Genomic DNA, 23204 nt, shown 5'->3' on the forward strand with positions numbered 1-23204 from the left:
CTACTGCTGCTGGATGAGGCGGTCGAAGTCGGGTCGCCGGTCGAGGACGCGGTACTTCTGGGCGAGCGTCGCCAGTTGCTCCAGGCCGGCCCGGTCGAGCTCCCATCCGAACGCCGGGAGCCGCACGGAGTCCGCCACCGCCTCCGGCAGTGTGAGGTTGTCCTTGATGGCCTGACGCAGGTCCTTCTCGTTCGCCGGATCCTTGGCCCAGGTGAGCGTCTTCTTCATCGCCGCCGAGAAGTCCGCGACCAGGGAGGCGTTGGAGTCCTTCAGCTTGCTCGACGTGATCGTCGTCAGGGTGGTGAGTCCGGGAACGGTGGCCTGATAGGGGGCGACCACGAGGACGTCACCGCGTTTGCGCAGCTGGGTGATGAACGGCTCGGTCACCCAGGCGGCGTCGATGTTGCCGGCGGCGAGCTGGGCCGGCGCGTCCGGGAAGGCCACCTCGACGAACTTGACCTTCGCCGGATCGCCGCCGTCCTTCTCGACCGCTGCCATGATCGTGACGTCGCCGGCGGCGCCCAGGCTGTTCACCGACACCTTGCGCCCGGCGAGCTGGGCGGGCCGGGTGATGCCCGACTTCGCCGACGTCACCACGGCGTTGATGTCGTCACCGTCGGCGTAGGACGACGCGTAGTTCCCGATGATCACCACACCGAGGTTCTGCAGGTCGGCGCGGAACGGGCCGAACGGCTGACCGATGGCGAAGTCGATGTCGCCGTTGAGCAGCGCCGGGATGGCCTGCGCGCCGCCCTGCGCGGGCACGACCTCCACGTCGAGCCCCTGCTCCCGGAAGATGCCCGCCTTGATGCCGCCCCACAGCGCGGCGGTCTCGCTGATCGGCAGCGCGGCCACGCGGACCTTGCGCAGGTCGCCGCTCGTCCCGGGGGACGGATCGGTGGCGTCGGAGTCCGTACAGCCGGTCAGGGCGATCGCGACGGCGGTGAGAACAGCGAGGGCGGTGGCCTTCTTCATGGACGAGCCCTTCCGTGCGAAGCGCTGGTGCATCCGGAGGAGTGAGGGCCGGCGAGGAGAGGTGAACCATCCGACCGCGTCGATCAGCGTCATGCAGAGATGATTGATTGTCAAGAATTCCGATAAGGCGAATCGCAATGCGAGACGAGTGGTCGGATCTCGATGGGAATACGTCTTGACGCGTGACGATTTTGTGACCAAACTATGCGATTGGTGGTCCGGTGGCGGAGGGAGCGACGACTTGGCGATCGTGATCGTGGGCGCGGGGATCGGTGGCCTCACCACCGCTCTCAGCCTGCACCGGGCCGGCTTCCGTGAGATCACCATCTACGAGCGGGCCGACGTGCTGCGCCCACTCGGCGTCGGGATCAATCTGCTCCCGCACGCCGTCCGGGAGCTGACCGAATTGGGCCTCGGCGACCGCGTGGAAAGGCTGGGCGCCGCCCCCGGCACGCTCGCCTACTACAACCGGCACGGTCAGCAGATCTGGAGCGAACCGCGCGGACGGGACGCCGGATATCGCTGGCCGCAGCTTTCCGTGCACCGCGGCCGGTTCCAGATGGAACTGCTCACCGTGGTGCGCGAACGGCTGGGGCCCGACGTGGTGCGCACCGGGCACCGGCTCGTCGGCGTCCGCGACGGCGTCGCGTACTTCGCGACGGCGGCGGGGGAGGTGAGCGTCGCGGGCGACCTGATCGTCGGAGCGGACGGCATCCACTCCGCGCTGCGCGGGCAACACCATCCCGGCGAGGGACCGCCGCTCTGGAACGGGCTGACGCTGTGGCGGGGCACGGCACGGGCGTCCGGCTTCCTGGACGGGCGAACCATGATCATGGCGGGGGACGCGGAACAGAAGTTCGTCGCGTACCCGATCGGTGCCGGCCTGATCAACGTCGTCGCGGAGCGGCGCGGGCCCGGGTTCGCCGGGCCCAACGCGGACTGGAACCGGACGGTCGACCCCGCGCCGGTCGTCTCCCTCTTCGCAGACTGGCGTTTCCCGTGGCTCGACGTCCCGGCACTGCTCGCCGCCGCCGACGAGATCCTCGAATACCCCATGGTGGACCGCGACCCGATCGACACCTGGACCCACGGGGACACGACGCTGCTCGGGGACGCGGCGCACCCGATGTATCCGAACGGTTCCAACGGGGCGTCGCAGGCGATCCTCGACGCGCGTACCCTCGCCTTCCACCTCGCCACCGCGTCGACGGTGCGGCAGGCGCTCGACGCCTACGAGGCGGACCGGCGGCCGGCGACCACCGCGCTCGTGCTGAGCAACCGGCGGCAGGGTCCGGAACAGGTGATGGTGCTCGCCCACGAACGCGCACCGGACGGGTTCGACCACGTCCACGACGTCATCCCGTCGGAGGAGTTGACCGAGATCGCCACCGGCTACAAGAAGGCGGCCGGCTTCCTGCCCGCCGACCTCAACGAACGGGCCTCCCTGACGCCGACTGTCTTCTCCGGTGTCCTGCCGTGACCGGCCCGGAGCCGCCCGGGCTGGACGCGGCGCGACTGGCGTCGGTGATCTCGCCGCTGCGCCGCACGCTGCTCGCCGCCGCCCGCGCCGCCGAGCACCTGCCGGAGATCCCGGACGCGCAGATCGAGATTGTGCGGGCCCTGCCCCGGGGCACCGTGTCCGGTCCCGGCGAGCTGGCCGAACGACTCCGCCTGAGCCGCTCGACGGTCAGCAACCTGCTGACCACCATGGAGGGCAACGGTCTCGTCGAGCGCCGCCCCCGTCCCGGCAACCACCGCCACGTCGACGTCCTCGCCACCCCGAAGGCCCTCGACCTGTTCGACCGCTTCGACCTCGCGAGCGGAGACCTGGTCGCCCGCGCCGCGGCGACCCTGCCGGCAGCGGACCGCGCGGCCCTCGCCGCCGCGGTGCCCGCGCTGGAACGCCTCCGCGACGCCCTCGCGAACACCAAGGACACCCCATGAGTAAGCGTCGAGCTGCCGGTCGGGGCCCGGTGAGCGCCCCGCCGATCCCCGGCCTGGAGGCCGCGTTCGAGGTGGAGGTCCAGCTCGGCGCGTTGGAGGACCACGGGGTGACCCGCGCGGGCCACCGCCGCGTCGTGCCCATCGTCGGCGGCCGGATCACCGGCCTGTTCGAGGCGGAGATCCTTCCGGGCGGCGCCGACTGGCAAGTGGTCCGCCCCGACGGCGCCATCGAGATCGACACACGCTACTCGGCGCGCACCGCCGACGGCGGCCACGTCTACCTCCGTACGTTCGGGGTCCGCAGCGGACTCCCGGAGATCCTCGAAGCGTTGCTCCGCGGCGAGCCGGTCGACCCCGCCGAGTACTACTTCCGCCTGGGCGTACGGCTGGAGACCTCGGTGCCCGCGCTGGCGGTCCTGGAGCAGAGCGTTTTCGTGGCGTCCGCGATCCGCGAGGCGGACCGGGTGCGCTACACCGCCTACCGCGTCACGTAGCCGGCCCCTGGACCCGCGACCAGCCGTGCGGCAGCCAGGGAAGCCCTCGGCTGCCGCACCGCCCCGGGGTCGCCGTCCGGCGACGCGGGTGGCCGGCATGTCCACCGCTTACTACTGTGGCGGGAGTCCCCGGCGGAACCGGCAGGGGTGCCCTGCGGTGCGGACCGACCGGCACCGGATCCCGGACCGCCCTGGATCGGCTCACCGGCCGCACCGCAGATGAGGGGTGAACGATGGACCGTGACCGCGATCCGCGCGATGTGCACGTGGTCGTGGTCGGTATCGACAGGTACGCGGCGGGCCCCGAGTGGAGCCTGGCCGGACCGGTCGACGACGCCGTCCGGTTCGCTCGCTGGTTCGTGGCCCAGGGCGTGCCGCCCGGGCAGGTGACAGTGCTGTCCTCGCCCGATCCCGGCCCGGACGCCCTCGCGCCGGGAGTCGTGCGGCGTCCGGCCGACCGGGCGACCGTACGCGAGGTGCTGTTGCGCGACCTGCCGGCGCGGCGGGCGCCGATCCTCTATGTGATCTGGGGCGGGCACGGCCAGGTCGACACCGGCCGGCACCGGCAGCTCTACTACGCCGATGCCACGCTCACCGATGCCGGCTCCCTCGACCTCGACGCCATGCTCGCCTCGTACGCCTCGGACCTCGTACCGGCATGCGACCGGCAGGTGTGGATCATCGACGCGTGCCAGTTGCACGGTCGACCGGACGGTGCTCACGTGCCCGGCAGCGAGACCTTTCCCGTTGGTGCGCCGGTTGTCGGCCGCCAGCAGGACGTCCTGTTCGCCGCCGGTCTCGGCCAGGTCGCGGCCAACCTGAGTGTGCGGCGTACCGGGCTGTTCAGCCGGGAGGTCCTGCGGCTGCTCGACGGCAGGGAGGCCTCCGGCCTCGCGCAGCCGGAGCGGCTCATGGCCCTGCTGCGGGAACGGTTCGTCGCGCTGCGGGCGAACGGGCTCACCGCGCAGACGCCGACCTACCTCTGGCACCGCAACGCCCTCGGCGACGAGGGCCTGGTCCTGCACGGGCCCGCGGCCGGGAGCGCACCGCCACCGGCTCCGGCGCCGCCGTCCCCGGCCCTGCTGGGTCCGTTCGTGGAGGCCCTGCTCGAGGTACCGGAGTTCCTGCGGCCGAACGACCGTGAGGAGATCCTGAGCCTGCTGCGTGGCCAGGTGTACGCGGCCATCCGGCGCAGCAGCGCGGCGCGGCTCGACGCGATCAGTGTCGTGCGGACCTGCCTGCGGTATCCGGGCGCCCTGTCCGAACTCGTCGAGGCGGTCCGCTTCTTCGCCACCGACGAGGCCGCGATGACCCGGGTCGAGAACGCCGCCGCGCGTCTGGTACCGAATCCCTGACCGTCCGGTGTGCGTTTCGCCGGACGTCCACATCGGATGCCGGGAACCGTTTCCACCCTGGTGCCCGTCACTCGCCGCTTTCGCCGCATGCAGCGGTACGTAATAATGTCGCTATCGACTGTCATCACTTGGGGGTTGCCGTACATGGAGGAACGCCTCGCCGGTATCGAGTCTGAGCTGCCTGACTTGTCGGCGGTGACCGTGGCGACGCTGCGATCCCTTGACCCCACCGGCATGACTGCGGCGATCTCGCGGGTAGCAGAAAGAGTCGCTGACTCGGGGGGCAGCATCAGTGGCTACAGCGGCTCCTTCCCGAGCCGGATACGGTCCGCCGGGCCGGATTCGGAGGAGCATGTCGTCTGATCCCCTTCCGTTAGGTCCGACCCGCCTCCCACACGCACACTTCCACGCCCTGGCCACCGGGGCCGGCGACGACCAGAGCATCGCGGCGCTCTGGCGCTCCGAGCGCAGCTGGCGGCTGATCGTGCTGCGGGCCCTGTTGGACATCTGCGCCGACCGGGCCGACGCCTGCGGTCCGCTCGCCCCCGCCAGCGACGCCTGGGACCTGCTGGTCCGGGCGTACGACGCCGCACCAGAGATCACCGAGGACATTCTGGCCCGGCCGCAGGTCGGCAGCTGGGCCGCACACACCCTGCGCCGGCTGCGTACCAGCCGCGACCCGGCACCGTCCTGGCCCGACGTCGGCTACCTGCACGCACTCGCGGCGGCGAGTGCCGTCCGGGCCGGCCTCTCGTTCGAACTGGACATCCCGGCGCGGCACGGGACGGCGGTCCTGCCCACCGTGGGCGCCGCGTCGGTACCGCCGGAGGCCGACGTCGTCCGGGTCCGGGCCAACGGTGGGGGAGAGGTCGACCTGGAGACCGGCGCCCGCACCGTACGGTGCCGAGCCGGCGACCCGGACTGGCACGAACCCGTTGTCATCGAGGTCCGCGCGGGCGGCGCCGGGCTCCGGGTCGAACTGCTCGACCGCGACCTGTACCGCGACCTGCGCGGCCCCACGCCGCCGGACCAGCTGTCGCAGTCCGAGATCGCCGGCTGGCGCGCGGACCTCGCCCGCGCCTGGGCGTTGCTGGTCGACGAGCAACCCGGCCCCGCCGAGGCGATCGGCGGCATCGTGCGCACCTTCACGCCGGTGCCGTCCCGCGAGCGGTTCCGCCCGCTGTCGGCCTCCGGCACCGAGGCGTTCGGCGGCATCCTGCTCTCCCGACCCGACGACCCGCTGCAACTGGCGGTGACCCTGGTGCACGAGTCCCAGCATCAGAAGCTCGGTGCCCTGACCCACCTGCTCACCCTCTGCGAGGCCGACGGCCGCCTCCGCTACTACGCCCCCTGGCGGGACGATCCCAGGCCGCTTCCCGGCCTGCTCCAGGGTGCGTACGCGTTCGCCGGCATCACCCAGTTCTGGCGGGTCCACCGACAGCGGGCCGCGCCGGGGCAGCGGGCAGCCGCCGACTTCGAGTTCGCGCTGTGGCGGCGACAGACCCTGAGCATCCTGCGGGCGCTCGCGGGGTCCGGTCGGCTGACCGGGCATGGTCAGCGGTTCGTCGACACCCTGTCCGCGGAGCTGACGGCATGCCAGGACGAGCCCGTGTCGGTCGCCGCCGGCGATGTGGCGCACGCCGCCGCCGTGGACCACCACGCGTTGTGGCGGGGTCACAACATCGTCCTCGACCCCGCCGACCACGACGCGCTCGCGGCAGCCTGGCGGCGGGGTACCCCGGCAGCGGACGCGGTACACGCCGTCGGCACCGCGAAGGTGCGGGCCGAACCGCCGGTGGGACTGCTCGACGCGCGGGCCGTGTTGAGCCGGTACCTGCTGTTCGACCCGGACGCCTTCAACCGGCTGGCCGCTCAGCCCGACGATGTTGGTGCGACGGTGGCCGGCGCCACAGCGGCCGACCTGGCCCTCGTCGCCGGCGACGTCGAACGGGCGCGTGCCGACTACCTCGGCGAACTGCGGCGGGACCCATTCAGCGTGCACGGCTGGGTGGGTCTCGGCCTCGCCCACGTCGACCAGCCCGGCGATCCGGTGACGCGGGCACTCCTGGGCCGGCCGGAACTCGTCCTGGCCGTGCTCCACGGGCTGCGGTCACGCGGACCGGCCGCGGTCATCCCGGATCCGCTGGAGCTGGCCGGCTGGATCGGTGCCGGGCTGGGGGACCGGCAGCCCGACAGCGCAGATCCGGCGGGCTGGCCTACAGCCTGACCCGCCGGACCGCACGCCGGCCGTTACAGCGGCAGCGGGTCGATGTCGCAGTTTGCCCGTACGCCGGCGCCGACCGCCGCGACCGCCGGGTGCCGGGCGCCGAGGGTGTGCCGGAGTTGCTCAAGGCTCGTGTCGAACAGCGCGCCGGCCTCCGCGTCGCGTCCGAGATCGCGTAGGTCCATGGCGAGGTTCAGCGCGCACACGAGACTGGTGGGATGCGTGGTGCCCAGCACCCGACGGCACTGTTCGAGGGTGTCCGCGTCGAGGGCCCGCGCCGCGGCGGCGTCGCCGAGGTCGTAGTGGTCGCTTGCCAGGTTGATCCGGGCGACCAGCACCAGGGCGTGCGCATCGCCGAGCCGCCTGGTCAGCCGGTCCAGCGCCGCCTCGTCGAGCTCGCGGGCCTGTTCGCTCTCGCCCAGCAGGCGCACCGTCACGGCCAGGTCGACCTGCGCGCCCGCCGCGTGCGGGTGGTGCTCGCCGTACAGCCGGCGCAGCCCGTCCACCGCCACCTCCGCCGCTTCCCGGGCGGCCCGCAGGTCACCGGTCAGCCGCTGGTCGATGGAGAAGGTCAACGTCGCGAGCACGGTGTCCGGATGGTCGTCGCCGTAGCGGGTACGGAACCGGCGGAGCACGTCGCTGGACAGGTCGAGGGCGTCGTGGTGGTGGCCGGCCTTGCGCCTGAAGCTCGCCAGCATGTGGCTCTGCCGCAGGACCTCCGGGTGGTCGTCGTACCTCAGCATCCGGCGGGCCGTGGCCACCACCGTCTCCTGGTTGGCGTGCGCCGCGACGTAGTCACCCAACTCCCGGCGGTCGAGGTTGATGCCGCCGAAGGTGCTCAGGCTGTCCAGGTGGTCGGTGCCGTAGATCTGCACCCGGCGCTGGTAGGACTGCTCGTCGAGCTGGAGTGCCCGGCCGAACAGGCCGGACAACCGCATGCTGACGGCGAGGTTGTGCGCGGCGCGCAGCGTGAACGGCTCCTCCTCACCGAAATTCCGCTTCGCCTGCTCGTACACGGCCAGTGAGCGGTCCAGCGCACCGGCGAAGTCGCCGGCGACGCGGTGGTCGGCGGCCACCGCGCCGAGCGCGTCCAACGTCTCCTCCTGGTCCTCGCCGAGGGTCTGCCGGTAGAGCTTGAGGGTCTCGGCGTTCAGGCTGGCCGCGGCGGCGTAATCGCCCACCACGAAGTGCATGAAGCCGAGCCAGCTCGCCATCCGGAGGCTGTCCGGGTCGGCCACGTTGCCGTCGGCCCGCCAGGCCGACCACGCACGCTGGGCCAGGTCCCGGGCGCCGAGATGGTCGCCCCACCGCCAGAGGTACCGGGCCTCGTTGCGCACCATGTCCCGGACGAGTTCGTTCCCGCACCGCTCCGCCCCGGAGGCGACGATGTGCGGGTAGAGCTGCGCGTACCGCGGCCAGTGGTCGGCGTCGTCGGGCTGGTCGGGGTCGTTGCCGGCCAGCAGCATGTGGGCGCCGTGCCGCAGGGCGTCCCGGTCCTGCGGGTCCATCTGGTTGATCAGCACCCGTTGGACGAGGCGGTGCATCTGGAAGGAGTTCGTCCGGTGGTCGATGCGCGCCAGCGAGAGCCGGCCGATCGTGCGGATCGCCCGGTTGAGGCGGACCGGGTTGCGGACGAGGAGATCGAGATCGGGATGGATGCGCAGCGCGCGCGGCTTCGACAGGAGCACCTTGCCGATCGGCTCGGGCGCGAAGAACGCGCACATCTGCAGCAGCCGCAGCGCCGGCAGGTCCTGGCCGCGCAGCCAGTTGAGTGACACGTTCCACGCCGCGGCGACGAGCTCCGGATAGTCCTGCTGGGTGCTTTCGTCGTCAAGCAGCGGCCGGTTGGCGTCGAGGAGTTCCAGGTATTCGTCGGCCGGCATCCGCGTCTCCGCGCGCCAGGCCGCCGCCTGCTCGATGGCCAGCGGTAGGTCACCCAGTGCCGCGGCGAGCCGGTCGGCGTCGTTGACAGCCAGGTCGGGCCCGCGACGGCGGAGCAGGTCGATGCTCTCCTGCCGTTCGAACACGTCGACCGGGAGGCTGTTGGCCACCTCCCGCCACGCGCCGTTGCGGGAGGTGACGACGATGCTGCCGGGACCGCCCTTGGGGAAGAACTGTTCGACGCTCTCCGGGTCCTCGGCGTTATCGAACACGAGCAACCAGTTGGAGTACGGGCGCCCGATGCGCAGTGCCTCCAGGGCCGCAGGTACCGCCGTGTTGGCGGTGGACGGGACCGGCAGCTCCAGGCGTGCCGCCAGCTCGACCAGCGCGGACTGGATCTGGGCCGGTCGTTCGGCCGGGATCCACCAGATCAGGTCGAAGTCCTGCTGATGGAGGTAGACGTACTCGATGGCGAGCTGGGACTTGCCCACCCCGCCGGCGCCGTGCAGCGCCTCCGGCAACACGGCGGTGGTGCCGGCGCGCAGCCGCTGGTGCAGGCCGTCGAGCAGCTCCCGCCGCCCGGTGAAGTTGGTGTTTCGCAGCGGCAGGTTGCCGACAATGGCCGGCAGTTGCCCGTCGAGCCATTGCGCGGGTTGCAGGTCGTTGCTCGGCCGGCTGCTCGGGATGATGCCCCGCGCGGCGTCCAGCGTGAGGTGGGGCGCGCTGCCGAACGAGCCCCCCTGGTCCGGCGAGTTCACTCTGTCAGACATTCCGGACTCCATGGTCCTGTGGGCGATAACGGAAGGCGGCTGCAGTACTCGACGTACCTGCCGTGGGATGGGAGAGCCGAGCGACTCACCCAGCCGTGCGGCTGCGACGAGGTTCGGCCCACCCAGCGAGAGGTGAACAGCCAGTTCGACCCGCAGGTAGGGCTCGGCGACCGGAGTGACGCGCTCGTACGACGCGTTCCGCGGGTCCTTCACGCGGAGGGCGAGGTTGCGCACCGCCTCCACGTCGTGTGCGAGTTCGTACTCGACGAGGTGCTGGACCTCGATCGTGCGGTCGCGGTATCCGAGCGTGAGGAGCCGCTCGCGTGCACCGTGCACGAACTCGTACCTGATGCTGGTGTCGCCGCTGGCCGCTGCCGTGCGCGGAACCGGGCGTACCAGGTCGCTCGTCAGCACCTCGGTCACCTGCTCCGGCCCGGAGCGGACCGTGGTGCGCGCCACGGCGCGGATCATCCGGACATTGAGCGGTGCGGCCGCCAGCCGTGTCGCCAGCGTGAACGCGGCGGGCGACACGGTGGCCCGGAACCGGGCGACGAGATCGTGAGCGGTCAGTGACCGGCCCGGTCGGCGGGCTGTCGGCTCGTCGGACGGCAGGAGCAGCGCGGGTGTCCGCAGCTCGCCCGCCGACGGTTCGGCCAGTAGTCGGCTCCACCGCTGCAACCAGTCCATGCCACGTTCGATGACCGGCACGGCCGTCGGCTGGGCGTCGTCCCGATCGTCGGGGGCGCGCAGATCCGGGCCGGTGAGCCGCCAGGGTGACCGGGCGGTCGCCGCTCCCGCGCCGTCGAGGCGCCACGCCACCTCGGTCGTTTCCATGCCCCGCTCGCGCCAGCGCTGCTGCGGCAGCAGATTGACCACGGCGACGGGCACGCTGCCGGCCCACGCGGCCAGCACAGGATGGACCAGTCCGGTTCGCCAGGCGTCCGACCCGCCGTGCGTCACCAGGAAGATGACCCGCTCGCCGGCGGGGTCGACCAGGCTGGCGGGCGGGGCCTTGCCCGCCCCTGACTCGCCGGCCACCCACACCGCGCCGTCGTCGACCGTCAGGCGCATCACCTCGACCGAGGCGAAGGCGCGCTGGGCCCGCAGCACCGCCACGAACGTCGAGACCTCGTCGGCCCAGAACTCCATCACCGGGTCGTGGTCGACGACCACGACGAGCTCGCGCCCGCCGCGTGCCGGAACGAGCCCGAGGGCCTCGGCCTGCCGACTCCCCGCGGTGGCGGTCGCCGAGGCCGGCCGGCTCATCGCGTACCCGCCGAGGTGGAGGTGAGCCGCGCCGATCGTTGGCGGCGGGCCCCGTCGGCGGCACACCACGTCCGGTGGTCGGTGCCGCTCATGCCAAAACCTTTCGCCTGCCGTCGTCGGTGGCGGCCGTGCCCCCTGGCTGCCGGTCCGGGTCGTCGAACAAAATCACCAAGCCGTGTCCCATGTGCGGGCCGAGCACGTCGGGGTCCTCACTCCACGCGAGCTGCCGCAGGCGCGCGGCATGACGCGGAAGCTCGACCACCCCTCGGCCGGACACGTGATCGCCGATCATCGACGCGACAGTCTCGCACAGGTCCTTTGTGGATGGTGCGTTCCGGTGCCAGACGATTGCCGGAACTCCGGACCGCAACCCGACGAGCAGTTGCCGCTCACCGTCGCTGTTCGCGGTCGGGGTTTCGCTGAGCACCAGCACCGCGACGCTGCTCTTGCTGTTGAGGGCCGCCTGGAGCTGGACGTCGACCTGGTGCCGCGACGCGCAGTGGATCAGCTGCCGGTCGCCGTCACTTCCGGATAGGCCCTGCCAACGGTTGCGCCAGACCCGGTGCCAGTGGCCCGCGCGGATGCGGTCCAGGCTCCTGATCACCAGCGGATATTCCGTCGTCAGCGGGCTGGGCAGCGGCGACTGGAGTTCCTTGCGCCAGGTGTCGACCGGCTCGTTGATCAGCTGCCAGGGCAGCACGAACTCGATGGTCACCGCACCGCTCTGATCCGCCCACCGGCGTTCGGTCTCGTTGATGACCTGGTCGACGGCCGCCTCGAGCTCCCCGTACCAGACGCGCCGGTCCTCGCCGCGAATCGGCTGCCACACCGGAGACGACCACTGATACCAGTGCGACATGATGTAGCTGTCGTCGTCGCCGCCGTACTTCTCGAACTGGATGACCAGATAGGCGGTGCCGACGGGCGCGGGAAGCTCCGGCTGGGACGCCTCGATCTGTTCGGTGGCTCCCCAGTCCCGGGCCAATTGCGCGACCAGGTCGCGCATCCGCTCCTGAACCGCCTCCGGTACGGCAGGTGTCACCCTGTCCAGCAGCGCCAGCCACGGCGGCACCGAGGCGTGCGAGTTCGCCGACGCGAGGTGGGTGAGGAGGTCCCAGGCCGTCCGGCACCAGGGCGGGGGAGGGGTCGCGCGGGTCTCGGCGACGAACCGCCGCAGCTCCCCGGTCACCTGGACGGCCGACAGCGCGTCGCGCAGCCAGGGGACGTCGTGGTCGATGAACAGCTCGACCGTGTGCCACTCGTCGGCCAGGCGCAGCAGCGTGATGGTGTGCTCGCTGCCTGGTTCGAGTAGCTCCATGCAGTCGACGAGGCGGCGCAGCCAGCCCGGGCGATCCACGCACACCGTCACGAGCTCGACGATCTGGGGTCGCAGCAGGCTCAGCTCCCGGTAGCCCAGCGCGCCGGCCAACGCGTGGTTCAGCTCCTGGAGCAGCAACTGCCGGCTGCCCGGGTCACGGATGATCGAGGACGCCTCCATGACTGTCGCGATCTGCCCGACGAGCCGGCGGCGTTCGTCCACGACGGCCGGTGAGTAGCGCCGCGAGGCCTCCCGGGCGGGCCTCATGTCACCGCTCACTGGCGGGGACTCGGCGGGCCGTCCCGGCCAGCGCCATCAGGAGGGCTCCGACCGGAACGGGTCGAGCATCCCCAGCGCCTCGACGACGTCGGCGGCCTCGCCGGTCACCTCCACGCGCCGCCGCTGGACGCCGTCGTCCACGACGGCGCGAACGGTGACCTGCCCGGTGCGCCGGCGCAGCAGCGACAGCAGGGCATACCACCCCGCGGACGAGCCGATCCCGGCGACGATCTGGAGCAGAGTGTCGGTTACCGGGCCACGCGACGCGACGAACTCGCATTCCGCGGCGGGATGCCAGGTCTCGGCCACCAGACCCGCGGCCGCCAGCTCCCGCATCAGCGTCGGGGTCGAGTTGGGGTAGACCGGGACGCCGTCGTCCTCGCCGAGCGGCAGAAAGGTCACGTCGGCACCGGCTCTCGGGCCCAGATCACGGTGGCGGTCCGTGACGACAATCGAGACCTTTGGTGACATGGGCCTATGGTATTAGTCGAGGCCGGAACCGTGTGATCGACAAAGTGTCGCCAACTTGACAGATCTCGATGCTTCCCGGCCTTGACCTGCGGCGTCGTCCGCTCTGCGGCCTCCGGTCGGGCCGGCCTCCACAGGCGCTCGGGCGGTCCCGGTCGGAGCGCGGCGGGCACGGAAGCGGGCGCGGTACGCCTGGGGCGATACCCCCAGCTCGCGCCGGAAGGCGTGCCGAAGGTTGGCGGTCGAGCCGATCCCGGTCCGCGTGGCGACTCGACCGTCCGCCCTCGCTCCCGGCGGCGCCGTGGCGGGCCGCTGGGCCGGGGTCAACGCAGGTCGTGCCGGGCGGCCTCACCAACGGGCTCGGACGGGCTGGCCACCCCGGCCACCGCGGCGAGGCGCATGCTGGCCTCGTCCCTGGTGCCGGGCGCCGCGGTGAGGATCACGATCTTCAGCTCGGCGTCGCCGTCGGCCAGAACGTCGCAGTCGACAGTGACCGCACCGACCGACGGGTGCTTGACGATCTTGCGGTCCTCGCGGTGTGCGGCGACCGTCCCGGCGGCCCACAACTCGGCGAACCGATCGTTGCCCTCGGTGAGTTCGCGGATGAGCTTCGCCAGACGTCTGTCGTGTGGAAACCGGCCGGTGGCACGCCGGAGGTCGGAGACGACTGCGGCGCTCGTGGCGTCGGCGTCCAGTGAGATCACCGGCCAACGTGACATGGCCGGCCCGTCGGAGGTCACCGGGAAGGTGTCGCGGGCGAAATTGCGCAGGCCCGGCGGGGACGCCGACGGATCCCCCAGCAGCGCGGCCCAGCTCCGGTTCCACCAGATCACCTGCCAGTCGGCGGCGAAGACGGCGACGGCGGCGTCACCGAGGCGACCGACCACCCGCTGCACACCCGGCGGGATGTGGTCGGAGATCTGGTCCGCCGCCGGGGGAGCGAGGTGAGCCAGCCGGAACAGGTGGTCGCGCTCGGCGGTGGTCAGCTGGAGGGCGCGGGCGAGCGCGGCGGTGACCTGCGCCGAGGGTGTGGTCGCCCGGCCCTGCTCCAGTCGCACGATGTAGTCGACCGACACGCCGGCCAGCTCGGCCAGTTCCTCCCGTCGCAGTCCGGCGGCCCGGCGCCCACGGCCAGCGGGCAGACCCGTGGTGGCCGGCGACAGGCGGTCACGCCACGCGCGGATCGTCGCCCCCAGCCCCGCGGCCTGCGTCATCACGCCTCGATTGTCACGCACACCCTGGCCATGAGGGTGGTATCGCTCGTCCTACCGTTGTGACGTCTCTGGCACGCCGATGCGCCACGGCAAACGATGGACCGCATGACGATCACCTTCATCACCGGAGCCAACAAGGGCCTCGGCCGCGAGACAGCCCGCCGCCTCATCGGCCTGGGTCACACCGTTCTCGTCGGGGCACGTGACCCCGAGGCCGGCGCCGCGACGGCCGACACCCTCGGCGCGCGGTTCGTGCAGATCGACGTCACCGACGACGAATCCGTCGCCGCTGCCGCCGCCGACGTCGAGAGGCACGAGGGCCACATCGACGTACTGGTCAACAACGCCGGCGTCCACGGGCCGTTCGGCGACCCGAGCCACCTGACCGGCGACGTCCTGCTCGACGTCCTCAACGTCAACCTCGTCGGCGTGGTGCGGACGACCACCGCCTTCCTGCCGCTGCTGCGCCGCTCGACCGACCCCGTGATCATCAACGTGAGCAGCGCGATGGGCTCCCTGTCGGCCACGCACGACCCGTCGCGGGCCGAGTCGGGCGTCATCGCCCCGGTCTACACCTCGTCGAAGGCGGCGCTGACCATGCTGACCAGCCAGTACGCCAAGGCGCTGACAGACGTCCGCATCAACGCCGCCGACCCCGGTTACACCGCCACGGACCTCAACGGCCACAGCGGGCCACAGGCCGTCACCGAGGGCACGGACGCCATCGTCACCCTCGCCACGGAGGGGCCCGGCCATCGCTCGGGCCGCTTCGTCGACCGTCACGGTGAGATCGCATGGTCCTGATGACGAACGGTTAGCCTGCCTGCCGTGGCCCGCCTGCCCGGCCTGTCGGTGCTGGTCCTGGCCGCCGTGGTGCTCGGTCTCGTCGGCGGGGCCGACATGCTGGTCAGCCACCTGCGCGATGTCGATGATCCGCCCTCACCGGCGTGCCGGGGATCAGGGTTGCTCGGTGGAAGACCTGAGGTGGAAACCGGGGCCGCACCGGGGCTGCGCCCGGAGGCCAGCCGTGTGCCGTCCACCTGACGATGGCTGCCATGAGACGCGCCGCATTCTTCGTCATCGCCGGGCCGGCCTGCATCGTGGGTTACGGGCTCGTACGCCTGTGGGGAAAGTCCGACGGGACGTACGGCCCGGGGTTCGACTGGCAGGCAGCGCACCTGGTCGGCCTTGCGGGCATGGTGTGCTTCGTGCCGGTGGTCCTGGCCCTGGCCGGCCTGCTGCGCCGCAGCCCGTGGCGCACGGCGGTGGTGGCTGTCACGCTGGTCGGGCTCGCCGCCACGATGGTGCAGTTCGGGGCGGACATCGTCGAAGGGCTGCTGGCTGCCGACCGGGCGGAGATGTCGGCGCTCGGCGCGGACTTCAAGGACGTTCCCGGTGTCCAGGTGGCCTTCTACGACGTCGTACCGCAGCTGTTCTTCCTCGGTCTGGTCGTCCTGGCGGGCCTGCTCGCCGCCCGCCGGCGGCTGCCGTGGTGGAGCGTCGCCGTGCTGCTCGTCGGCATCATCCTGCCGGCCGTCACGCTCGACCTGCTGCCCCTGGGCGGGCTGTGCATGCTGGTGGCGCTCGCGCCGGCGCTACCGGCGCTGCAAGGGCCGCGAGCCCGCGTGGAAACCGTAATCTGATCTTGCCCCTGAGAGTCGCTGTGAGCTGCGGAGATAACGCTCTCACGGATGGTGCGAGAACCCTTGACGCGCCGGGTATCGAGCCGCAACGATGCATGGACACCACCACCCGGCGTGATCGGCGCACGTCGTCCCGCATCCGCGAAAGGACCTACCCGTGCGCAGATCCCTCAGAGCGTGGTTCGGCGCTGCGCTGAGCGCGATCCTCGTGGTGGGCGGCGTCGTCGCCACCCCACCCGCGGCCAGCGCCGCGCCGTTCATCGTGCTGGTCTTCAGCAAGACCGCCGGATTCCGACACGGATCCATCACCCCCGGCATCACCGCGATCCAGCAGCTCGGCGCCGCCAACGGGTTCACCGTCGAGGCCACCGAGGACGCCGCCCAGTTCACCGACGCCAACCTGGACCGGTTCGCGGCGGTGATCTGGCTGTCCACCACCGGCGACGTGCTCAACGCCGCACAGCAGGCGGCGTTCGAGCGCTACATCACCGGCGGCGGCGGGTACGTGGGCGTGCACTCCGCCTCCGACACCGAATACGACTGGCCCTGGTACGGCGGGCTCGTCGGCGCGTACTTCGCCTCGCACCCGGCCGAGCAGACCGCCACCGTCACGGTCGCCGACCAGGCGCACCCGTCCACCCGGGCGCTGCCGCAGCGGTGGAGCCGGTTCGACGAGTTGTACAACTACCGCGCCAACCCCCGGGGCAACGTGCACGTGCTGGCCACCCTGGACGAGAGCACCTACACCGGCGGCAGCATGGGGTACGACCACCCGATCTCCTGGTGCCAGAACTACTCCGGCGGGCGGGCCTGGTACACCGGCCTCGGCCACACCGACGCCTCGTACACCGACACGGCCTTCCGTCAGCACCTGCTCGGCGGCATCCAGACCGCGGCCGGGGCGGTCGACGCCGACTGCGGCCCCACCGTCACCACCAACTTCCAGCAGGTGGAGCTGGCCAAGGGGGCTGCCGAGACCGGCGAGCCGATGAGCCTCACCGTCCTGCCCGACCGGGGTGTGCTGCACACCTCGCGCGACGGCGTGATCCGGCACACCGACGCGGCCGGCAACACCAAGATCGCTGCCACGCTGGCCGTCTACACCGGCGACGAGGAGGGCCTGCAGGGCATCAAGGCCGACCCGAACTTCGCCACCAACCGCTGGGTGTACGCCTACTACGCGCCCCCGTTGAGCACACCGGGAGGTGGCGCCCCGGCCACCGGCACGCCTGCCGACTTCGCCGTCTGGGACGGCGTCAACCGGTTGTCCCGCTTCACCGTGAACGCGGACAACACCATCAACCTGGCCAGCGAGACGCTGATCCTCAACGTGCCCACCAGCCGGGGCATGTGCTGCCACGTCGGCGGCGACATGGATTTCGACGCGGCCGGCAACCTGTACCTGTCCACCGGCGACGACACCAACCCGTTCGACTCGGCCGGGTTCACCCCGATCGACGAGCGGGCCGGTCGTAACCCGGCCTTCGACGCCCAGCGCACGGCGGCGAACAGCAACGACCTGCGCGGCAAGGTGCTGCGCATCAAGCCCGGCGCGGCGGGCGGCTACACCGTCCCGGCCGGCAACATGTTCGCGCCCGGCACCGCGCGGACCCGCCCGGAGATCTACGCGATGGGGTTCCGCAACCCGTTCCGGATGAGCGTGGACAAGGCCACCGGCGTCGTCTACCTCGGTGACTACGGCCCGGACGCGGGCACCGCCGACCCGAACCGGGGGCCGGCGGGCAACGTGGAGTTCGCCCGGATCGACAGGCCCGGTTTCTACGGCTGGCCGTACTGCACCGCCCGCAACGACGCCTACAACGACTACACGTTCCCGTCCGGGCCGTCCGGGCCGAAGTTCGACTGCGCGGGTGGGCCGGTCAACAACTCGCCCAACAACACGGGCATCAACCAGCTGCCGCCGGCCGTCCCGGCCTGGCTGCCGTACGGCGGTTCAGGCTCCCCGCCGGAGTTCACCGGCGGCGGGCTGTCGCCGATGGCCGGGCCGGTCTACCGGTACGACCCGAACAACACCTCGCCCGTGGCGTTCCCGCAGTACTACGACGGCACCTTCTTCGCCGGTGAGTTCGGCCGCCGCTGGATCAAGAACGTCAAGCTCGACGCGACCGGCCAACCCCTGAAGATCAACCCGTTCCCGTGGACCGGCACGCAGGTCATGGACATGGAATTCGGCCCGGACGGCGCGCTCTACGTGCTCGACTACGGCACCGGCTGGTTCAACGGCGACGCCAACTCGGCGCTCTACCGCATCGAGTACGCCCGCGAGGGCAGGGCGCCCGTCGCGAAGGTCACCGCCACCCCGACCAGCGGCACCGCGCCGCTGACCGTCGCCTTCTCCTCGGCCGGCACCCTCGACCCGGACGGCGACCCGTTCACCTACGCCTGGGACTTCGACAACAACGGCACCACCGACTCGACCGCGCCGAACCCGAGCTTCACGTACACCACCAACGGGACCCGCAGCCCGACCCTGACGGTCCGGGACACCACCGGCAAGACCGCCACCGCGAGCGTGGTCGTCACGGTCGGCAACAGCGCCCCGGTGGTCACCGTGAACACCCCGTTGAACGGGCAGACCTTCGCCTTCGGCGACGCGGTGCCGTTCAGCGTCACCGTCACCGACGCCCAGGACGGTGCGATCAACTGCGCCCGGGTCAAGGTGAACTACGTCCTCGGTCACGACTCGCACGGCCACCAGCTCGGCAGCGTGCAGGGCTGCACCGGGGTCATCCAGACCTCGGCCGACGGCGAGCACGACACGGCGGCGAACATCTTCGGCATCATCGACGCCGAGTACACGGATCTGGGCGGGGGCGGCCAACCGGCGCTGACCACGCACACCCAGGCCGTGCTGCAACCGCGGGTGCGCCAGGCCGAGCACTTCGGCGACTCCTCGGGTGTCCAGATCGTCGCCGGGGCGGCCGGGCACGGCGGCGCGGCGGTCGGCTACGTCGACAACAACGACTGGATCTCGTTCCGCCCCTACAACCTGACCGGCATCCAGTCGTTCAGCGCACGGGTCGGCGCCCCGGCCGGCGGCGGCGGGACGCTGGAACTGCGCGTCGACTCGCCCACCGGGCCGCTGGTGGGCTCGGCGACTGTCACACCCACCGGCGGGTACGCCAACTTCGCCACGGTCACCGGCGGGGTCACCGCGCCGACCGGCACCCGCACCCTGTACCTGGTCTTCAAGGGCGCCGGGCCGTGGTTCGACATCGACGAGTTCACCCTCTCCACCAGCCCCGGCGGTCCCGGGCCGGACCCGGACCCCGACCCGGACCCCGGCATCAACCTGGCCAAGGGAAAGCCGGCGCGGGCATCCAGCTTCGAGGGCGCCTTCGTCGCGGCGAACGCGTTCGACGGCGTGGCCGGCACCCGCTGGGGCAGCGCCTTCGGTGATCCACAGTGGATCGACGTGGACCTGGGTGCCACGTACGCCCTCAACCGGGTCAAGCTGACCTGGGAGGCGGCGTACGGCAGCGGGTATCAGATCCAGACCTCGACGGACGGGGTCACCTTCACCACGGTCCGGACGGTGACCGGCGGCGACGGCGGGGTGGACGACCTGACCGGGCTCACCGGCTCCGGCAGGTACGTCCGGCTCCTCGGCACCACCCGCGGCACCGCGTGGGGCTACTCGCTCTACGAGTTCGAGGTGTACGGGAGCGCCGGCGGCCCGACCGGCGGCAACCTGCTGCTGAACAAGCCGACGACGACGTCCAGCACCGAGGGGGCCGACGTGACCGGCGCGCAGGCGGTCGACGGCAGTCTCACCACCCGTTGGTCGAGCACGTTCTCCGACCCGCAGTGGATCCGCGTCGACCTCGGCAGCCCGACCGCCATCGGTCGGGTCAAGCTGAGCTGGGAGGCGGCGTACAGCAGCGCGTACCAGATCCAGACCTCGAACGACGGCACCACCTGGACCACAGTGAAGACGGTTACCGGCGCCGACGGTGGCGTGGACGAGCACAGCGGCCTCGGCGCCAACGGCCGCTACCTGCGCATCTACGGCACGGCCCGGGGCACCGGCTACGGCCACTCGCTCTGGGAGGTGGAGGCCTACAGCAGCTGAACCACCGCGACGACGTGGCCGGCACGGCATCCAATGCCGGCCACGCCCGTCGCTCAGCTGCTGGACTTCGGGTCGGGCTGCCTGTCGAACGCCCACGGGGGGTTCGCCGAAGACCCTGGTGCACGGCGCGGGGCCCGCTAGTCGTCGGCGACGGCCACCGGCTCGGCACCGATGCACCGGACCTTCAACTCGTGCCTGCCGGCCGCACCCTCGAACGTGACCTCGACGTCGTCGTCCGGGCCCCGGTCCACCTCGTGCACCCGGTAGCCCTGCGCGGGCGCCCAGGAGACGAGGCGTACGCCGGCGGGGCCGCACTCGGCCACGGCCGTGCCGCCGCCGGTGGCGAAACTGCGGCGGACCCCGGGGTTCGGTGACGCGGCGCTCGCGGTGCCAGGGCCGGGTGACGCGGTGCCGGGCGCGGCCGAGCCGGTGCCCGTGCTGCCGGTGGGCACCGGCTCCGGCGAGGCGAGCGCCCGTTCGATCTCCGCCTCGCTGCGTATCCCGCCCGGGGTGCCGGTGATGCTCTCGCCGACCAGCCGGATCGCGCCCAGCCCGATCACTGTCGCCACGGCGACCGTGGCCACCCAACCGGCGGCGACGAGGACAGAACGACGGCTCATGCCACCGACTATCCCCGATCGGTGGTTGTCGGCAGCACATCCGGAGGCTAAGGCACGGTTAACGCGCGTCCCGCCGGCACCGGTAGCGGCTAGCCTGCCTGCTGTGGCCCGCCTGCTGCTCATCGAGGACGACCTGACGATCCGTACGCCGCTGATCCGGGCACTGCGGGAACGCGGCCATGCGGTGGCCGCGGCCTCCACCGCGATGGCCGGGCTGCGCGACGCGCTGGAGGACCGACCCGACCTGGTCGTGCTCGACCTGGGCCTGCCCGACCTGGACGGACGCGAGCTGTTGCGGATGCTGCGCGCGGTCAGCTCGGTGCCGGTCATCGTCGCCACCGCCCGCGACGACGAGACCGAGATCGTCCGGGTCCTCGACGCGGGCGCCGACGACTACGTGGTCAAGCCGTTCACCGCCGCGCAGCTCGACGCCCGCGCCCGAGCGGTGCTGCGACGAGGCCCCGCCAGCGCCGACGCGCAGGACCCGTCCCTCGTCGTGGGCGGGCTGCGTATCGACCCCCGGTCCCGGCAGGTCACCCTGGACGGCACGCCGGTGGAGCTGACGCCGCGCGAGTTCGACCTGCTGCACCACCTGGCCGGCCGGCCCGGCCAGGTGGTCACCAAACGCGAGCTGCTCACCCAGGTCTGGCAGATCCCGTACGGCGGCGCCGACAAGACTGTCGACGTGCACCTGTCCTGGCTGCGCCGCAAGCTGGGGGAGAGCGCCCAGCAGCCCCGCTACCTGCACACCGTGCGCGGCGTCGGAGTGCGACTGGAGGCGCCGTGAGGGCACGGCTCGCGCTGCTGGTCGCGGCGGTCAGCGTGCTCACGCTCGTCGCCTTCCTGGTGCCGCTGGCGCTGCTGGTCCGCACCGTCGCCCAGGACCGGGCCACCGTGCGGGCCACCGCCGACGCGCAGAGCCTCGTGCCGGTCGTCGGCACCGCCGACGCGTCGACCATCCGGCTCACCGTCGAGCAACTCGCCGCGGAGTCCGGTCGACAGGTGAGCGTGTTCCTGCCCGACGGCACGGTGCTCGGCGCCCAGGCACCCCGTACGCCCGCGGTGGCCCTGGCGGCGCGCGGCCAGAGCCTCACCGGGGAGTCGGCGGCCGGCCGGGAGGTGGTCATCGCCGTGCAGGGCCGGGCGGACGGCACCGGCGTGATCCGCATCGTGGTGCCGCGGCAGGAGCTGACCGCCGGGGTGACCCGGGCCTGGCTGGTGCTGGCGCTGCTGGGTGTGGTGCTGGTGCTGATCGGGTTGGCGGTCGCCGACCGGCTGGCGCGCAGGCTGGTGCGGCCGATCAGCGACCTCTCCGCCGTGTCGCACCGGCTGGCGAACGCCGAACTGGACGCCCGGGTCACGCCCGCCGGCCCGGCGGAGCTGCGTGAGGTGGCCGGTGCTCTCAACCATCTGGCGGCCCGAATCCAGGTTCTCCTGGTGCAGGAGCGCGAGCAGGTCGCCGACCTGTCGCACCGACTGCGCACGCCGCTGACGGCGCTGCGGCTGGAGGCGGAGTCGCTGCGTGACCCGGACGACGCGGCCCGGATCGCCGCCGCCGCCGACGGGCTCGAACGGGCGGTCACCGGTCTGATCCAGCAGGCCCGCTGGCGTCGCGCGCCGACGACGGGGACGGCCGCGTCGGATGCCGCGGCGATCGTCGCGGACCGGGTGGCGTTCTGGTCGGTGCTGGCCGAGGACACCGGTCGGGCCGTGCACCTCGACCTGGCTCCCGGCCCCCTCCCCGTCGGGGTGCCCGCCGACGATCTGACGGCCGCCGTGGACGCCCTGCTCGGCAACGTCTTCGCGCACACCCCCGACGGCACACCCTTCACCGTCCGGCTCGCGCGCGACGACGGCGAGGTGCTGCTCACCGTCGCCGACGAGGGACCGGGCATGCCGTCGGGCGCGGTCCGGCGGGGTGCCAGCGCGGCCGGGTCGACCGGGCTCGGCCTGGACATCGCCCGCCGCGCCGCGCAGGCCGGCGGCGGTCGGCTGGAGCTGCGGTCCGGTCCGCAGGGCGGGGCGCAGGTGCTGCTCCGGCTCGGCCCGCCGACGTCGCGTCGAGAGGCATAGCCGCTGCGGTGCCGGGTAGCTGCCACCCATGGCGCGGTATACGAAACCCGAGCTCAGAGAGCAGATCAAGGAAGAGATCAAGGCGTCCGACAAGGGCGGCCGGCCGGGACAGTGGTCGGCGCGCAAGTCACAGCTGGTCACCCAGGAGTACAAGAAGCGCGGCGGCGGTTTCCTGGGCGAAAAGGACGAGCGGCAGAAAGCGCTCCAGCGCTGGGGCAACGAGAAGTGGCAGACCAAAGAGGGCGACACCCGTGCGCGCAAGGACGGCACGACGAGCCGCTACCTGCCCAAGAAGGCCTGGGACGAGATGTCGGAGAGCCAGAAGCGCGCGACCGACACCAAGAAGCGGGAGGCCTCGCGCACCGGCAGGCAGTACGTCGCCAACACCGGGCCGGCGAAGAAGGCACGTCGGGACGCCACCACCGCCGGCCGGATGTCGGAGATGTCGGTCGCCGAGGCCAGCAAGCTGGTCCGTGGCCTCGACACGCGGCAGCTCCGAACGGCCCTGCGCAACGAGCACGCCGGCAAGGACCGCAAGACGCTCGTCCAGCGGCTCGAAGCGGAACTCCACCGGCGCGGCTGAGGGA

Annotated in this window: 18 protein-coding genes; 12 read left to right on the forward strand and 6 right to left on the reverse strand. The window is 72.0% G+C overall.

Features of this window, described 5'->3' with window-relative positions:
• A complete protein-coding gene (locus B0E54_RS08455; protein ID WP_234582716.1) occupies positions 1-1068 on the reverse strand; it encodes an ABC transporter substrate-binding protein in 1068 nt (355 codons plus the stop codon).
• Positions 1069-1225: 157 nt separating this feature from the next.
• Between B0E54_RS08455 and B0E54_RS08460 the strand changes: the two genes are divergently transcribed.
• From B0E54_RS08460 to B0E54_RS08480, 5 genes are all read left to right on the forward strand, one after another.
• Positions 1226-2455 (forward strand): flavin-dependent oxidoreductase, encoded by a 1230-nt coding sequence (locus B0E54_RS08460; RefSeq protein ID WP_234582815.1) that lies wholly within the window; start codon positions 1226-1228, stop codon positions 2453-2455.
• Positions 2452-2919, forward strand: a complete 468-nt coding sequence (locus B0E54_RS08465; protein ID WP_234582717.1) for a MarR family transcriptional regulator — start codon at positions 2452-2454, stop codon at positions 2917-2919. The genes B0E54_RS08460 and B0E54_RS08465 overlap by 4 nt, the downstream gene beginning before the upstream one ends.
• Positions 2916-3413, forward strand: coding sequence for a DUF3237 domain-containing protein (locus B0E54_RS08470; RefSeq protein WP_234582718.1), 498 nt, complete (start codon positions 2916-2918; stop codon positions 3411-3413). The genes B0E54_RS08465 and B0E54_RS08470 overlap by 4 nt, the downstream gene beginning before the upstream one ends.
• Before the next feature lie 233 nt (positions 3414-3646).
• Entirely contained in the window at positions 3647-4768 is a 1122-nt protein-coding gene (locus B0E54_RS08475) for a hypothetical protein (protein ID WP_234582719.1), read from the forward strand.
• Between the two features lie 352 nt (positions 4769-5120).
• Entirely contained in the window at positions 5121-6995 is a 1875-nt protein-coding gene (locus B0E54_RS08480) for an HEXXH motif domain-containing protein (protein ID WP_234582720.1), read from the forward strand.
• 23 nt (positions 6996-7018) lie between these two features.
• Here B0E54_RS08480 and fxsT read toward each other — a convergent pair whose 3' ends face one another.
• The 4 genes from fxsT to B0E54_RS08500 form a co-directional block, all read right to left on the reverse strand.
• A complete protein-coding gene (fxsT, locus tag B0E54_RS08485) occupies positions 7019-10909 on the reverse strand; it encodes an FxSxx-COOH system tetratricopeptide repeat protein (protein ID WP_234582721.1) in 3891 nt (1296 codons plus the stop codon).
• Positions 10910-10997: 88 nt separating this feature from the next.
• Positions 10998-12494, reverse strand: coding sequence for a hypothetical protein (locus B0E54_RS08490; RefSeq protein WP_234582722.1), 1497 nt, complete (start codon positions 12492-12494; stop codon positions 10998-11000).
• A 48-nt stretch (positions 12495-12542) separates the two neighbouring features.
• Positions 12543-12908 (reverse strand): hypothetical protein, encoded by a 366-nt coding sequence (locus B0E54_RS08495; RefSeq protein WP_234582723.1) that lies wholly within the window; start codon positions 12906-12908, stop codon positions 12543-12545.
• Positions 12909-13297: 389 nt separating this feature from the next.
• On the reverse strand, positions 13298-14188 hold the full coding sequence (locus B0E54_RS08500; RefSeq protein ID WP_234582724.1) for a helix-turn-helix transcriptional regulator: 891 nt from the start codon (positions 14186-14188) through the stop codon (positions 13298-13300).
• 105 nt (positions 14189-14293) lie between these two features.
• Between B0E54_RS08500 and B0E54_RS08505 the strand changes: the two genes are divergently transcribed.
• The 4 genes from B0E54_RS08505 (at position 14294) to B0E54_RS08520 (ending at position 19924) form a co-directional block, all read left to right on the forward strand.
• Positions 14294-14992, forward strand: coding sequence for an SDR family NAD(P)-dependent oxidoreductase (locus tag B0E54_RS08505; RefSeq protein WP_234582725.1), 699 nt, complete (start codon positions 14294-14296; stop codon positions 14990-14992).
• Positions 14993-15016: 24 nt separating this feature from the next.
• The gene (locus tag B0E54_RS08510; protein ID WP_234582726.1) at positions 15017-15232 is read left to right on the forward strand and encodes a hypothetical protein; all 216 of its coding nucleotides are present in this window, start codon (positions 15017-15019) and stop codon (positions 15230-15232) included.
• An 11-nt stretch (positions 15233-15243) separates the two neighbouring features.
• A complete protein-coding gene (locus B0E54_RS08515) occupies positions 15244-15831 on the forward strand; it encodes a hypothetical protein (protein WP_234582727.1) in 588 nt (195 codons plus the stop codon).
• Positions 15832-15988: 157 nt separating this feature from the next.
• Positions 15989-19924 carry a ThuA domain-containing protein gene (locus B0E54_RS08520; protein ID WP_234582728.1) on the forward strand — a complete coding sequence of 1312 codons (3936 nt, stop codon included), beginning with the start codon at positions 15989-15991 and terminating at the stop codon, positions 19922-19924.
• 137 nt (positions 19925-20061) lie between these two features.
• Here B0E54_RS08520 and B0E54_RS08525 read toward each other — a convergent pair whose 3' ends face one another.
• On the reverse strand, positions 20062-20544 hold the full coding sequence (locus tag B0E54_RS08525) for a septum formation initiator (protein WP_234582729.1): 483 nt from the start codon (positions 20542-20544) through the stop codon (positions 20062-20064).
• Positions 20545-20647: 103 nt separating this feature from the next.
• On the opposite strand from B0E54_RS08525, the gene B0E54_RS08530 reads away from it, so the two are divergent.
• The 3 genes from B0E54_RS08530 to B0E54_RS08540 are packed head-to-tail and all read left to right on the forward strand — an operon-like array spanning position 20648 to position 23200.
• Complete coding sequence (locus tag B0E54_RS08530; protein ID WP_234582730.1) at positions 20648-21331, forward strand: response regulator transcription factor; 684 nt, start codon at positions 20648-20650, stop codon at positions 21329-21331.
• Positions 21328-22617: a HAMP domain-containing sensor histidine kinase gene (locus B0E54_RS08535; protein ID WP_234582731.1), complete on the forward strand. Its 1290-nt coding sequence runs from the start codon at positions 21328-21330 to the stop codon at positions 22615-22617. Before B0E54_RS08530 ends, B0E54_RS08535 begins: the two co-directional genes overlap by 4 nt.
• A 28-nt stretch (positions 22618-22645) precedes the next feature.
• Entirely contained in the window at positions 22646-23200 is a 555-nt protein-coding gene (locus B0E54_RS08540; protein ID WP_234582732.1) for a DUF5872 domain-containing protein, read from the forward strand.
• Positions 23201-23204: the final 4 nt, after the last annotated feature.

Source organism: Micromonospora sp. MH99 (assembly GCF_021442385.1).
Taxonomy (GTDB): domain Bacteria; phylum Actinomycetota; class Actinomycetes; order Mycobacteriales; family Micromonosporaceae; genus Micromonospora.